Origin of the sequence: Rahnella sp. PAMC25559, assembly GCF_050632365.1 — a bacterium.
GTDB classification, from domain to species: domain Bacteria; phylum Pseudomonadota; class Gammaproteobacteria; order Enterobacterales; family Enterobacteriaceae; genus Rahnella; species Rahnella rivi.
On sequence record NZ_CP192543.1, the window covers coordinates 1,791,134 to 1,804,106 of the forward strand.

Annotated in this window: 14 protein-coding genes; 5 read left to right on the top strand and 9 right to left on the bottom strand. The window is 50.8% G+C overall.

What is annotated here, in order from left to right; all coding sequences use genetic code 11:
• Positions 1–13 precede the first annotated feature (13 nt).
• The gene (locus ACQZQY_RS09450; protein ID WP_183848714.1) at positions 14–1,171 is read left to right on the top strand and encodes a glycosyltransferase family 4 protein; all 1,158 of its coding nucleotides are present in this window, start codon (positions 14–16) and stop codon (positions 1,169–1,171) included.
• A gap of 51 nt (positions 1,172–1,222) precedes the next feature.
• Here ACQZQY_RS09450 and mltC read toward each other — a convergent pair whose 3' ends face one another.
• The 3 genes from mltC to mutY all read right to left on the bottom strand — a co-directional run bounded on the left by mltC (position 1,223) and on the right by mutY (position 3,740).
• Entirely contained in the window at positions 1,223–2,302 is a 1,080-nt protein-coding gene (gene mltC, locus ACQZQY_RS09455) for a membrane-bound lytic murein transglycosylase MltC (RefSeq protein ID WP_056773294.1), read from the bottom strand.
• A gap of 74 nt (positions 2,303–2,376) precedes the next feature.
• Entirely contained in the window at positions 2,377–2,649 is a 273-nt protein-coding gene (locus ACQZQY_RS09460) for an oxidative damage protection protein (protein WP_056773291.1), read from the bottom strand.
• On the bottom strand, positions 2,646–3,740 hold the full coding sequence (gene mutY, locus ACQZQY_RS09465) for an A/G-specific adenine glycosylase (RefSeq protein ID WP_431297173.1): 1,095 nt from the start codon (positions 3,738–3,740) through the stop codon (positions 2,646–2,648). Before mutY ends, ACQZQY_RS09460 begins: the two co-directional genes overlap by 4 nt.
• Positions 3,741–3,962: 222 nt before the next feature.
• Between mutY and trmB the strand changes: the two genes are divergently transcribed.
• The 4 genes from trmB to ACQZQY_RS09485 all read left to right on the top strand — a co-directional run bounded on the left by trmB (position 3,963) and on the right by ACQZQY_RS09485 (position 6,764).
• On the top strand, positions 3,963–4,682 hold the full coding sequence (trmB, locus tag ACQZQY_RS09470) for a tRNA (guanosine(46)-N7)-methyltransferase TrmB (protein WP_431297010.1): 720 nt from the start codon (positions 3,963–3,965) through the stop codon (positions 4,680–4,682).
• The gene (locus tag ACQZQY_RS09475) at positions 4,682–5,008 is read left to right on the top strand and encodes a YggL family protein (protein ID WP_056773283.1); all 327 of its coding nucleotides are present in this window, start codon (positions 4,682–4,684) and stop codon (positions 5,006–5,008) included. The genes trmB and ACQZQY_RS09475 overlap by 1 nt, the downstream gene beginning before the upstream one ends.
• Positions 5,009–5,082: 74 nt before the next feature.
• Positions 5,083–6,009: a glutaminase B gene (gene glsB, locus ACQZQY_RS09480; protein WP_056773280.1), complete on the top strand. Its 927-nt coding sequence runs from the start codon at positions 5,083–5,085 to the stop codon at positions 6,007–6,009.
• 23 nt (positions 6,010–6,032) lie between these two features.
• Positions 6,033–6,764 (top strand): DUF2884 domain-containing protein, encoded by a 732-nt coding sequence (locus ACQZQY_RS09485; protein ID WP_183848716.1) that lies wholly within the window; start codon positions 6,033–6,035, stop codon positions 6,762–6,764.
• Positions 6,765–6,892: 128 nt separating this feature from the next.
• On the opposite strand, the gene ACQZQY_RS09490 is transcribed toward ACQZQY_RS09485, so the two are convergent.
• The 6 genes from ACQZQY_RS09490 to ACQZQY_RS09515 form a co-directional block, all read right to left on the bottom strand.
• The gene (locus tag ACQZQY_RS09490; protein WP_431297011.1) at positions 6,893–7,804 is read right to left on the bottom strand and encodes a transporter; all 912 of its coding nucleotides are present in this window, start codon (positions 7,802–7,804) and stop codon (positions 6,893–6,895) included.
• Between the two features lie 54 nt (positions 7,805–7,858).
• A complete protein-coding gene (locus tag ACQZQY_RS09495) occupies positions 7,859–9,814 on the bottom strand; it encodes an alkyl/aryl-sulfatase (RefSeq protein WP_431297012.1) in 1,956 nt (651 codons plus the stop codon).
• A gap of 492 nt (positions 9,815–10,306) precedes the next feature.
• Positions 10,307–11,443: a radical SAM family heme chaperone HemW gene (gene hemW, locus ACQZQY_RS09500; RefSeq protein ID WP_217205045.1), complete on the bottom strand. Its 1,137-nt coding sequence runs from the start codon at positions 11,441–11,443 to the stop codon at positions 10,307–10,309.
• Positions 11,436–12,044, bottom strand: coding sequence for an XTP/dITP diphosphatase (locus ACQZQY_RS09505; RefSeq protein WP_122096080.1), 609 nt, complete (start codon positions 12,042–12,044; stop codon positions 11,436–11,438). Before ACQZQY_RS09505 ends, hemW begins: the two co-directional genes overlap by 8 nt.
• A 21-nt stretch (positions 12,045–12,065) precedes the next feature.
• Positions 12,066–12,371: a DUF167 family protein YggU gene (gene yggU, locus ACQZQY_RS09510; RefSeq protein WP_056773258.1), complete on the bottom strand. Its 306-nt coding sequence runs from the start codon at positions 12,369–12,371 to the stop codon at positions 12,066–12,068.
• Complete coding sequence (locus ACQZQY_RS09515) at positions 12,368–12,952, bottom strand: YggT family protein (RefSeq protein WP_122096078.1); 585 nt, start codon at positions 12,950–12,952, stop codon at positions 12,368–12,370. Before ACQZQY_RS09515 ends, yggU begins: the two co-directional genes overlap by 4 nt.
• Between the last annotated feature and the right edge of the window lie 21 nt (positions 12,953–12,973).

A 12,973-nucleotide genomic window follows, 5' to 3' on the forward strand; every position in this document is an offset into this window, starting at 1 on the left:
ACAAGGAATGTTTATGAAGAAAATCCCGGCTAAACGTATCGCTATTACTGCTAATAGCAGTTGGTATCTTTACAACTTCAGAAAGAACACCATTAAGGCGATGCTTGAACAAGGTTACGACGTCATCGCATTAGCACCGGAAGACGGCTATTCCGGTGTGCTTTCCTCGCTGGGATGCAAATTTATCCCTTTATCCATCGATTCGGGAGGAATAAATCCATTCAAGGATTCGCTGACGATAATGTCAATTTTCTTCATATTTCTCAGGATGAAGTGTGATCTTGTTTTGAATTTCACCCCGAAAAATAATATCTATTTTTCTCTGGTGGCGTGGCTGTTTCGTAAACCGGTGATAAATAATGTCGCGGGTCTTGGCAATGTTTTCATCAACGGCGGGGCGGTCTGTGTTATCTGCCGTTTGCTGTATAAATTCAGTCAGCGTAGTGCGGCCAGAATATTCTTTCAGAATGAAGACGACCGTACCCTGTTTCTGACGGAAATTATTCCTGGCTATTCGCGAACTGAACGCCTTCCGGGATCGGGGGTTGATCTGGCGCGCTTTGAGATGATGCCCGCAGCTGATGACGGGGTGGTGCGTTTCATCCTGATTGCGCGGATGCTCTATTCAAAGGGCGTGGAACATTATGTCGATGCAGCCCGCAGACTGAAAAGAATTTACGGCGACCGGTGCGAATTCCGTTTGCTGGGTTTTCTCGATGGCAACAATCCGGCGGCGGTGAAAACCGAGAGGATGACGTCGTGGATTGCCGAGGGCATGATTCATTATTTGGGTATTTCCGACAACGTCGAAAATGAGCTGAGACAGATTGACTGCGTGGTTCTGCCCTCGTTTTATCGTGAGGGTGTTCCGAAATCTTTGCTGGAAGCGGGGGCGGCCGGAAAACCGATTATTACCACAGATAATATCGGATGCCGCGAAACGGTGGACGAAGGGGTTAACGGGTATCTGTGCACACCGCAAAGTACGGACAGTCTGGTCGCCTGCATGGAAAAAATGATTAATCTTACGCATGCCGAGCGGCTCGATATGGGGGCGAAGAGCAGGCAGAAAATGGTGCGTGAGTTTGACGAGCACATCATTATCAGCCGTTATCTGAACGCAATAAATGAAGCGCTTTCGCCAAAGACTGAAAAGTGTTCGTTAAGCTAAAAAAAAAGGAGACTCAAAGAATCTCCGTTTTCATGCTTCATGCGCTGAATTTTAATCAATACGACGATAACCGCGTTGCGTGTTGTTCACTTTGTAGAGATAACGGCGTGATTCCGCAGACGGGTGTTTGGTGGTCAGTGTGTCGTACACATCACCGGCTGACATATTGTTGATGATGTTAAAGGCCTGCGTTTTATCCCGGGAGAAGACGCGTAACACGCTGCCGGCTCCGCCGTTGTAGGCGGTGATCACCGCATAGCGCCGTGCCGTCGGGTCGTTAATGTTACTGAGATACACCTTCTGCAATATCGCCAGATAAGCAGTACCGGTATTGATATTATTTTGCGGATCAAACAGATAGCTGCGGCTAGGCTTGCCCCATTTTCCTTCGGACTTAAACACATCCACGCCCGCAGTGTGCTGCACAACCTGCATCAGCCCGAGCGCATCGGCATGGCTCACCGCATACGGGTTAAAGGCGGATTCGGTTTGCATGATCGCCAGAATCAGCGACTGATCAACGCCGTATTTGGCCGAAGCTTCGCGGATCATTGGCAGGTATTTATGCGCACGCTGATTCAGGTGGTTCGGCACCATCTGGATGGTGACGGAATAGATGACGTGCAGGCCGGACTGGCGGCGCATCAATTTGTTTTGAATCAGATAATCGGCAAAGCTGGCGGCACGGCCTTCCCAGCGGATCGGTTTACCGGTGTTGTCGAGCACCTGCCCGTAGAGCATCGGTTCACGGCTGATCTCAATGTCGTTGACATCGGAATAGAGGTCGACGTTGCCCGGATCTTCACCCACCAGCAAGGTGCTGATGATCGCCTGACGCAGGCTGGCAGCCGGATCGGTGCCGGAAATCGTTTCAAGGGTGATGGTACCCGCATCAAAGTTGATGTGGCTGCGGGTGTAATACTGATCGCTATACTTCACGTAGTCTTTCGGACCGGCGATCAGCACTTCATTCATGCCCCAGATGTTCTCGATATTGTGCGCAAACTGGCCCATCAAAATATCGAATCCATTGGTGTCTTTTACGTAAGCTTCGTTGAACTGGTCTTTCTTACTGCCGGAGCAGGAGATCAGCATTGGCGCGATAACCAGCAAAGCTAAAATTTTCTTCATCTTGAAACCATTTCTGGTGAAAGAAGCCGCCACCCGAAAGCGACGGCTTTATTGTTATTGATGATGCTCAGTGATCAGTTTGAAGGCGGCGTATAGCCTTCAATGTGCACATCCTGGCCCTCAAACAGGAAATTCACCATTTCCTGTTCCAGCAGTTTGCGGTCTTCCGGATTCATCATGCTGAGTTTTTTCTCATTGATCAGCATGGTCTGTTTGCTCATCCAGCGTGACCAGGCTTCTTTCGAAATCTCGTTATAAATGCGTTTACCAATCTCCCCAGGGTACAGCTGGAAATCCTGCCCTTCGGCATCCTGCTTCAGGAAAGTGCAAAAAATGGTTCTGCTCATACTGATTCCTTATTGATCGTTTTTGGGGACGGTTCTTTTGCCAGCTGAGTCAGCAAACGCTCAACCGGCGCGGCCAGCCCGACGAATTGTGGTTGCGCTAAGTTATACCAGAGACCCGCACCTTCATCCATGCAACCCGCAGATGTTCGCAGATTTAACCACATCGGGACGATATCCAGATGGAAATGGCTGAACGTGTGGCGAAAAGAGGTTTGCTGCTGCAACTGATTTTGCGTCACGCCGTATTTTTTCAGCCCCTGCGCCAGCTCTTCTTCCGTGGCATATTGCGGGAAGCAGAACAAGCCGCCCCACAGGCCAACGGGCGGACGTTGCTCCAGCCAGACTTTGTCTTCCTGCTGAATCATCAGCATAAACGCGGTTCTTTCCGGCAGGGTTTTCTTGGGTTTTTTGCCGGGATATTTTGCCCAGCTGTTGTGCGCGTAGGCTTCGCAGCCCGATTTCACCGGGCACAACTCGCACTTCGGTTTGCTGCGCGTGCAGACCATCGCCCCGAGATCCATCATCGCCTGATTAAACTGGGCAACGTTTTTAGCCGGTGTGACGTCTTCACTTATCGCCCACAAACGGTTCTCGGTTTTCTTCTCGCCCGGCCAGCCGTCCACGGCATAGCAACGGGCCAGCACGCGCTTCACATTACCGTCTAAAATGGGATAGTGCTGATTCAGCGCCAGCGACAACACCGCTCCTGCCGTTGAGCGGCCAATGCCGGGCAGGTCGAGGATCGCGTCGAAGGTCGTCGGGAACACGCCGCCGTGCTGGCTGGCGATGGTCTGCGCGGCCTTATGTAAGTTGCGCGCACGGGCGTAATACCCGAGGCCGGTCCACAGATGCAGCACTTCATCCAGCGGCGCGGCCGCGAGATCGGAAACCGTCGGGAAACGCTGCATAAAGCGTTCAAAATAAGGGATCACCGTCGCAACCTGGGTTTGTTGCAGCATCACTTCTGAAAGCCAGACTTTGTAAGGCGTTTTTTCGATTTGCCACGGCAGTGTTTTGCGGCCATAGCGCTGATACCAGTCGAGTACCAGGGGCGAGAAACGGTTGGCTTCCAGGAAACCAGGGGCTTTCATCATGGGTGAATTACAGTCCGGCAGGGTTAAAAGACGGGGCTGATCACATCACAGTTGCCGAGTGGCTGTAAACCGGAACTTTCCGGACTGTATTGACGTATTTCCTGTCCGCAAACCTTGCTTATCGGGAGTAAGTTTGGATAATGCGCCATTCTTCATAGTTAATGACCAAATTACCGCAGCGACCGAATACCCTGTCTTGCCTAACGGAGTGGAAACACCATGAAAAACGACGTCATTTCACCGGAGTTCGACGAGAACGGTCGCGCTATGCGCCGTATCCGTAGTTTTGTCCGCCGTCAGGGCCGTCTGACCAAAGGTCAGCAACACGCGCTGGACAACTTCTGGCCGGTGATGGGCGTGGAATATCAGGCAGAACCGCTGGACATCGATACCCTGTTTGGCCGCGCAGCGCCCGTTGTGCTCGAAATCGGTTTTGGCATGGGCACGTCGCTGGTGACGATGGCGCAGAACAACCCGCAGCAGAACTTTATCGGTATTGAAGTGCACTCGCCGGGCGTCGGTGCCTGCCTGGCTACCGCGCACGAAGAGGGCGTCAGCAACCTGCGCGTGATGTGTCACGATGCGGTGGAAGTGCTGGAAAAAATGATCCCGAATGGCTCGCTCGACATGGTGCAGCTATTCTTTCCTGACCCGTGGCACAAAGCGCGTCATAATAAGCGCCGGATTGTCCAGCCAGCATTCGTTGAACTGCTGCGCAGTAAACTGAAAGTGGGCGGCGTATTCCACATGGCAACCGACTGGGAGCCGTATGCCGAACACATGCTTGAGGTGATGACCAGCTTAGAAAACTGGAAAAACCTCTCGCAGGAAAACAACTATGTACCGCGCCCTGAATCGCGCCCGGTAACCAAGTTCGAAATGCGTGGCCAGCGTTTAGGCCACGGCGTATGGGATCTGATGTTTGAGAGGAAGCAATAATGGCTACAAATCGCAGTCGTCGTTTACGTAAGAAGTTACACATTGCCGAGTTCCAGGAACTGGGCTTCTCTGTAAAATGGCGTTTCCCGGAAGGTACCGCGGTAGAAACCATCGACGAATCACTGGATCAATTTATTGAAGGTGTGATCGAGCCAAACAAACTGGCCTTCGATGGCAGTGGTTATCTGCAGTGGGAAGGTCTGGTTTGCCGTCAGGACATCGGTCATTGCACTGATGAACATCGCGCGCAAATCAAAAAATGGTTAGAAGACCATAAAATGGAAGACGTGGAAGTTTCAGAGTTATTCGATATCTGGTGGGATTGATTCTGCCGGTAAGATGAATTTTGAATCTTTGAAAGGTGCCTTCCGGCACCTTTGTTACATCTGGAGGCAGGACGTTGGGCACCGAACTTGATAACAGTTTGCTGGACGATATTCTTCAGCAGGTCAGGCCGCTTATTGGCCGTGGCAAAGTCGCCGACTATATTCCTGCGCTGGCAGAAGTCAGCCCCGATCATTTAGGGATCGCCGTGTGTACCACGAAAGGAGAGATCTTTCGTGCCGGTGATGCCAATACCCGATTCTCTATTCAGTCGATCTCCAAAGTGCTCAGCCTCACGCTGGCGCTGACCCGTTATCAGGAAAGTGAAATCTGGCAGCGTGTCGGTAAAGAACCTTCCGGTCAGCCCTTCAATTCGCTGGTGCAGCTGGAACTGGAGCAGGGTAAACCGCGCAATCCGTTCATCAATCCGGGCGCGCTGGTCGTTTGCGATATGCTGCAAACCCGCCTGACTGCGCCCAAGCAAAGAATGCTGGAAGTGGTGCGCCAGCTGGCCGGATCGGCAGATCTCAACTACGATCGGCACGTTGCACGTTCAGAATTCGATCATTCTGATCGCAACGCGGCGATTGCGTACCTGATGAAGTCTTTCGGCAATTTCGAGAATGACGTCATCACGGTGTTGCATACCTATTTTCATTACTGCGCGTTGCGTATGAGCTGTGAAGAACTGGCGCGAACCTTTGTGTATCTGGCGAACAAGGGCCATCCGCTGGGCAGCGAACAGCCGCTGATTGATGCCCGTCAGGCGCGGCAGATTAACGCCATGATGGTGACCAGCGGCATGTATGACGGTGCCGGTGAATTTGCCTATCGCGTAGGCATGCCGGGAAAATCCGGTGTTGGCGGCGGCATTCTGGCCGTGGTGCCAGGAGAGATGTGCATTGCGGTGTGGTCACCGGAACTTGACGCGGCAGGGAACTCTTTGGCCGGTATTGCTGCCTTAGAATTACTGGCGCAACGTATTGGCCGTTCAATTTTCTGAATTTGCTGTTTTAGGGAGAGTACATGTTTGTAAAAAGTGGAGTGGTAAAAACCGGACTTGCTGCCTTGCTGGCGCTGAGTGCGTGGAGCGCGCAGGCGGATTATCAGTGCGCCGTCCAGCCAAAAGATGACGTGATCATCAAGCCGCAAACCGTGCAGGTTGTGGGTAACAGCGGCGATTTGCTGATCACACCTAACGGCAATGTGACACTCAACGGCAAAGAGATCACCCTGAGCGCAAAACAGCGTCAGGAAGCCATTGATTATCAGGCCTCGCTGCGTCGCGATCTGCCCTGGATCGATCAGGGCGCCACTGCGCATCTGGAAAAAGGCCGTGTGGCCGTTGACCGCGTGATCGTCGATAAACTGGGCAGCAGCAGCAACGTGCGCAACCGTCTGGTCACCCTCGACAAGCAACTGAAGCAGCAGATGAATCTGATTATCGAACACCGCACCGATGGTCTGACGTTCCATCACAAAGCAGTTGATCAGGTGAAGCAGAATGGTCAGAAGCTGATGGAACAAACCATGGGCGGCGTGATGCAGGACAGCATCAATGAAATGGGCCTGAAACAGGCGGCCAGCGGCGGTAATCCGTTGCAGGCAATGATGGGCAATCTGGGCGGTCTGCAACAGGCGGTTCAGGATGAGTGGAGCAAACAGGAAAAAGAGTTCAAAGCCTTTGGCGATGATGTCTGTAAACGTGTAACTGCGCTCGACACTCAGCACAAAACATTGCTGGCGGATTTGAAGTAAGCTCTGACAATCATCGCCTTTTCGGATCCCCGGAGAGGCGATTGAGAGTGCAATCATTGATACATCGGGAGCATATGATAAGAAAGGGAGCTAAGCTCCCTTTGCGAGTAAACAGCAATTACTCTGTATTACCAGGCATATTGCATTCTGAACATCCAGGTTGAAATATCAGGTGAGCCGGACTCCTCGTGGGTGGTATCGGTATAAGCGACAGCCCCGCCAAATTGTGGCGTTAACATAAATCCCAGCGAAGCCCCCAGAACAACGTTCTGCTGCTTATTATCTTGCAGACTGCCATCAATACGCGTCTCGCCTCCTTGACTGAAGGTGCTGTCCAGCGATATCCACAACGCCGGATTGAACGTAAAGCTGAAATGTCCTTCGGCAGCATAAAGCGGTCTTTGTGCCAGATGATGGCTACCGAGATAGTCATCATTGTCCTGATAGAATGTCACCATCGGGTTAACTTCAACCCAGAAAGGGCCGACAGGGTAACCGAAAGCTAATTCCGGTTTTATCACCCAACGGTTTCCCCCGATATTGAGCGCTTTCGTTTTATCGTAATCCCCGGTGGGCGCAGTGACCCATATCGCCGAGGTCAAAAACATCTCCGGTGTCCAGAGCCGGAAATCCTGAGAATTAAGCGCGGGTGCGCCAAACAGGTTATAGATCAGCGCGAGTTGTGAATCGCCCATCCCCTGATTCGTATGCGTATCATCCAGCACAGGCGAACCATCCAGTGATGCCCGCAGGTGCGCGACGGGCTGAATCAACTGAATACCTGCAGTGTGCCCGCCGAGATCAAAAGACCGCGCATACCGTATGATATAGAGATCGGCATCCACTGACGCATTATCGACAGGCAAGGAAGAGTCGAGAGATGTATTACTGTTTATGTTCTCGTAGTAGCCGAATAAAATATTAATATCATCAGGAACGTTCTGCCAGTCACGGGCGTTATCTGCGTAACTGCTGCAAGGTAAGACAATAGAGAAAATTAAAAAAATCCCTTTGGTATTTAACTGCCACTTATATCGCATTTTTATTCCCCTCTGTGCGATGAAATTAACCAGAAAAATCTATTTCACAGAGAGTTATGGCGTAACAATATTGAACATTCCCGGGAACACATCCAGCATATCCTGAAGTTCTTTGATTTTTTCCGGGTCACCGGAAATTTTCATTGCTGAACTGGCCATCACATTTTTCAGTGGCTCACCCTGCATGAATAACCGTGAAAAACTCATTTTATCTGCCATTAATACAGCGTCAGCAGGTGCCGTCGATTTATTCATGTTATAGATGATCACTGAGTTTCTCAGTTCTATGCCATATTCAGTACCATTTGGCAATTTCCAGTTTATATGGATATTTTTATTGAGTGCTTTATCCGTGTTCAGGCGGACACCCATATAATCTAAAATAAGTTCAGGATCCATTGCCTCCACCATATCTACGCTGGCCGTACTGATCGGAGGATTATTGGGAATGCCATGACGCAATTCATAGGCCCCCATCAGATACTCATTTCTCCATGTTGCATTTTCTGACTGATAACCTAACTGCTCGAAAGCATCTGCCTGCAGGTCACGTGCGGTTTGATTTTTCGGATCGGCAAAGACCACGTGTTTTAAAACTTCAGCAGCCCAGCGATATTCTCCGGCGGCAATCGACTTTTTGGCGTGGGTCAGTACCTGATTTTCTCCGCCCATGAATTCGACATATTTTTTCGCCGCTTCAACGGGAGGTAAAGGATCAAGGTCAGCCGGATTACTGTCATACCATCCCATATATCGCTGGTACACAGCCTTAGAATTGTGGCTGACGGAGCCATAGTAACCCCGGTTATACCATTCCTGTGACAAGCCGGGTGGCAGAGTCAGCGTCTCAGCAATTTCATTCATCGTCAGACCTTTATTCACCAGATTGAGCGTCCGGTCATGAATGAATTTAAACAGATCCCGCTGATCAGACAGGTATTTTATGATGTTCTGATTTCCCCAGGTCGGCCACTGGTGTTGAGCAATGACGATCTCAACGTCAGTCCTGTGTTCATTAATGGCAAAATTCAGAACCTTCCACCAGGCACTTGCATCCCGTACCTGCGCCCCGCGTAACGTGTAGAGATTATGCAAGGTATGGGTGGCATCTTCGGCGGTATCCAGCATCTTGAATTGCGGGAACCAGATGAGCATTTCCGTGGGTGCCTCGGTATCTTCGGCCATCTGGAATTGCATCTTAATCCCGCCAATGTCCCGCGTTTCCCCGGTTTTACTGACGGTGTCGGTGGGAGGGATCAGCGTAAATGTTCCAATTGACGTGGTTTTTCCTAAACCTGCATCAACCTGACCGTGAGCACTGCGCGGTAACATCGCCCCATATTGATACAGCGTTCTTCTGCTCATGGCATTTCCCGCCAGGACATTCTCACTGACGGCTTCTTTCATGAATCCTTCCGGGGCAATAATACTGACTTTACCCGCCGCGAGATCTTTTTCATCCACCACACCACGTACGCCGCCATAATGATCCGCGTGGCTGTGCGTATAAATGACCGCGATGACAGGTTTAAAAGGACGGTGCGCGTAGTAGAGTTTTAATCCGGCACGGGCAACCTCGGTGGTGACCAGAGGATCAATGATAATAATGCCTTTTTCAGCCTCAATAATGGTCATATCCGAAAGATCAAATCCTCTGATCTGATATACGGAGTCGGTAACTTTAAATAAACCGTTGAGTAAGTTTAATTTAGCGATACGCCACAGGCTGGGGTTAACCGTGTCGGGTGCATCACCTTTAATAAAACCATAGTTTTCCATATCCCACGATATTCCTCCCGCAGAATCTTTAATCACTGTTGGTGTCAGTGTTGCTATAAAACCTTTACTGGCGTTCTGAAAATCCGTCTGGTCAGAAAAAGGTAAGCCCTTATAGACTGCCTGATTTAAGGCTTTGGTATATGAGCTGGCATCCTTTGGTAATTCAACAGAAAAGACAGAGTAACTGCTCATTGTCAGCGCCAGTGCCAGCGCAGTTTTTGATATTTTCATTTGATTCCTTAACAAAAGTGATAATTGTATTTATTGCGGCACTTAAATTAATTGAAGCTGTTTTATTTGTTAAGGATCTAAAACCTCTAACAAGGTTAGCTGACTACTAATGCTGATTATAATAATAACAATTGAAATTAGTACCAAGCACATTTGTTATTTGCATTAGTAAGTTGGCGGTAATTTTTATCAAAGATGAATTTCATGAGGTTAATATTTAAATATTGAATTGTTTATTTTTACACTGTTTCACTGATTGCCCGTCAGGCGGCAGTTCTTTTAAATAAACGAGTAAAAATATCATGGAAAGGAAAATTTCAATATAAAAAGAGGGTGATGACAAAATGATTCGTAGTGTATGGAAGTATTAATGAAATGTGCCCTTATCAGCGGACAGAGGCTTATTTTTGTTTGTACCTGAACATAAAAAAAGGTGAAGTCAGATCAGTGACTTCACCTTTTTTAATGTTAATCATAAATATTCGGAATCAATTACCCGGCCAAAAACAGCTCAAGCAGCGAATTCAGGAACAGTTTGCCTTTGCGGGTGATCTGCCAGTGCGTGTCGGTTTCCACCAGATATTCTTTGGCGATCGCTTCGTCCAGCTGCGCGCGGATCACCGATTCATCAAGGCCGGTATAAAACCCAAATTCTTCACGCGGAGCGGCTTCCAGCAGGCGAAAGCGGTTCATGAAAAATTCAAACGGCAAATCGTCGGTTTCGACCTGATGCTGTTTGTCCATGTAGCGCCCCTGCATGTAACCGCGCGGGTGTTTCGTTTTCACGGTTCGCAGGATTTGCCCGTCAGGCTGCGTCAGTTTGCCATGCGCGCCACAACCGATGCCGAGGTAATCCCCGAAACGCCAGTAGTTGAGGTTGTGCTGGCACTGATAGCCCGGTTTGGCATACGCCGAGGTTTCATACTGCTGATAACCGGCAGCGGTGAGCAGCTTGTCGCCTTGCTCGAAAATGTCCCACAGCGCGTCGTCATCCGGCAGTTTTGGCGGACGTGAGGCGTACAGGGTGTTGGGCTCGATTGTCAGCTGATACCACGACAAATGCGGTGGGTTGAGCGCGATGGCCTGGCGTAAATCATCCAGCGCCTCTTCCAGGGTCTGATCCGGCAAGCCGTGCATCAGATCCAGATTGAAACTGCGCAGGTTCAGGCCGGTGGCGAGATGCGCCGCGCGCCGCGCTTCTTCCGGGCCATGAATGCGCCCCAGACGCTCCAGCTTGAGGGCATCGAAACTTTGCACACCAATCGAGATACGGTTCACCCCGGCGCGCTGATACGCGCTGAAACGGTCTGCTTCAACGGTACCAGGGTTGGCTTCCATGGTGATTTCGGCATCGGCATCGAGGGGTAAACGCGCCCGTACGCCGTCGAGCAAGTTTTGCATCGCTTCGCTGCTCAGCAGGCTTGGTGTTCCGCCGCCGATAAAAATTGTCCCTACGCTGCGATCGCCCACCAGAGGCAGATCCGCATCCAGATCGGCCAGCAGATGTGCGACATAATCGTCGTGCGGCACTTCGCCCTTTAACGCGTGCGAGTTGAAATCGCAGTAAGGGCACTTTTGCACGCACCACGGGATATGAATGTAGAGACTCAGCGGCGGTAACTTACGCATTCTTTTGGACAGCCTCTTTCATCGCGGCAAGCAGCAGTTTCAGCGCCTGACCACGGTGAGATACCGCGCTCTTTTCTTCGCGCGTCAGTTCCGCTGCGGTTTTACCCAGCTCAGGAACGTAGAAAATCGGATCATAACCAAAACCGCCCGCGCCTGCTTCGGCAAAAGTAATCTCACCAGCCCAACTGCCGTGGCACACCAGCGGCGTGGGGTCTTCTGCGTGGCGCATGTAAACCAGTACGCAGTGGAACTGCGCATTGCGCTGGCCCTGCGGCACGTCTTTGAGCGCCACTAACAGCTTGTCGAGGTTTTGCTGATCGCTGGCATCGATTCCTGCGTAGCGGGCGGAGTAAATCCCCGGCGCGCCTCCCAGAAAATCCACGGCCAGACCGGAGTCATCGGCAATCGCCGGTAAACCGGTTTCGGCTGCGGCGTGACGGGCTTTCAGGATGGCGTTCTCAATGAACGTCAGACCGGTTTCTTCTGCCGATTCAACACCGAGTTCAGTTTGTGCGACCACGTCCAGCCCGAAATCGGCCAGAAGATGTGCGAGCTCACGCACTTTACCGGCGTTGCCGGTAGCTAATACGACTTTCTGCATGGGAGAGTCCTGACGTAAACGTTATTCTGCGAGCAGTACCGCGACCTCAGTCGGGATATTTTGCGGATGGATAATGCGGACTTGTTTATGGCGGCCCAGCTCGCCCTTTTCAATACTGACCTGACTTTTGGCGACTTTAAACTGTTTGGCGAGAAATTTCACCAGGTGCGTATTCGCCTGACCGTCAACCGGCGGTGCGGTGATGGCGACTTTAAGTTCGTCGCCATGCAAACCGACCAGGCTGTCACGGCTGGCTTTGGGCTGGATAACCAGCCGCAAAACCAGGTCGTCTGACTGCCAGTAAACCGGGGAAAGGCCTGATGTCATTGAGCGAGCAGGGCATTCGAGGTGAAGAAATCCTGCGTCCAAAGCCCGCCGAGCAGATCCATACCGAGATAATTCAGCATATAGAGAATCAAAATCACAATCATCGCTGAGAAATCAATCCCACCCATGGCCGGCAAAACGCGGCGGATGGGTGCCATCAGAGGTTCAGTAAGCTGCATCAGCAGAAAATCCATTGGCCCGCGCCCCTGGCTTACCCAACTCATCAGTGAACGGATAATAATCAACCAGAAGACCAATAACCCGGCAGCCTTCACCAGGCTAATCAGACCCACGAGTAACATAATGGGTTCTAACGGGAAAACCCCGTACTTGATCAGGAAAAATAACGGCAATTTCAGCGTGGTAATGATGAAAGCCAGCAACAAGCTCGCGCTGTCAATCGGCCCAAGCGGTGGAAGAATCCGACGCAATGGCCGGATGACCGGTTGAGTAATCTTCACCACAAACTGAGAAAACGGATTATAAAAATCAGTACGAGCCCACTGCATCCAGATGCGTAGCAGTAAAACCATGACGTAGAGGTCAATCAATGTGTTGACCAGGAAAGTCAGCGTTAACATGCGTTACCTTTGATATGTAAA

Bases quoted from the DNA above. Each gene is read 5' to 3' on its own strand.
- ACQZQY_RS09450 (WP_183848714.1), top strand. From the start codon at position 14: ATGAAGAAAATCCCGGCTAAACGTATCGCTATTACTGCTAATAGCAGT.
- mltC (WP_056773294.1), bottom strand. From the start codon at position 2,302: ATGAAGAAAATTTTAGCTTTGCTGGTTATCGCGCCAATGCTGATCTCC.
- ACQZQY_RS09460 (WP_056773291.1), bottom strand. From the start codon at position 2,649: ATGAGCAGAACCATTTTTTGCACTTTCCTGAAGCAGGATGCCGAAGGG.
- mutY (WP_431297173.1), bottom strand. From the start codon at position 3,740: ATGAAAGCCCCTGGTTTCCTGGAAGCCAACCGTTTCTCGCCCCTGGTA.
- trmB (WP_431297010.1), top strand. From the start codon at position 3,963: ATGAAAAACGACGTCATTTCACCGGAGTTCGACGAGAACGGTCGCGCT.
- ACQZQY_RS09475 (WP_056773283.1), top strand. From the start codon at position 4,682: ATGGCTACAAATCGCAGTCGTCGTTTACGTAAGAAGTTACACATTGCC.
- ACQZQY_RS09485 (WP_183848716.1), top strand. From the start codon at position 6,033: ATGTTTGTAAAAAGTGGAGTGGTAAAAACCGGACTTGCTGCCTTGCTG.
- ACQZQY_RS09490 (WP_431297011.1), bottom strand. From the start codon at position 7,804: ATGCGATATAAGTGGCAGTTAAATACCAAAGGGATTTTTTTAATTTTC.
- ACQZQY_RS09495 (WP_431297012.1), bottom strand. From the start codon at position 9,814: ATGAAAATATCAAAAACTGCGCTGGCACTGGCGCTGACAATGAGCAGT.
- hemW (WP_217205045.1), bottom strand. From the start codon at position 11,443: ATGCGTAAGTTACCGCCGCTGAGTCTCTACATTCATATCCCGTGGTGC.
- ACQZQY_RS09505 (WP_122096080.1), bottom strand. From the start codon at position 12,044: ATGCAGAAAGTCGTATTAGCTACCGGCAACGCCGGTAAAGTGCGTGAG.
- yggU (WP_056773258.1), bottom strand. From the start codon at position 12,371: ATGACATCAGGCCTTTCCCCGGTTTACTGGCAGTCAGACGACCTGGTT.
- ACQZQY_RS09515 (WP_122096078.1), bottom strand. From the start codon at position 12,952: ATGTTAACGCTGACTTTCCTGGTCAACACATTGATTGACCTCTACGTC.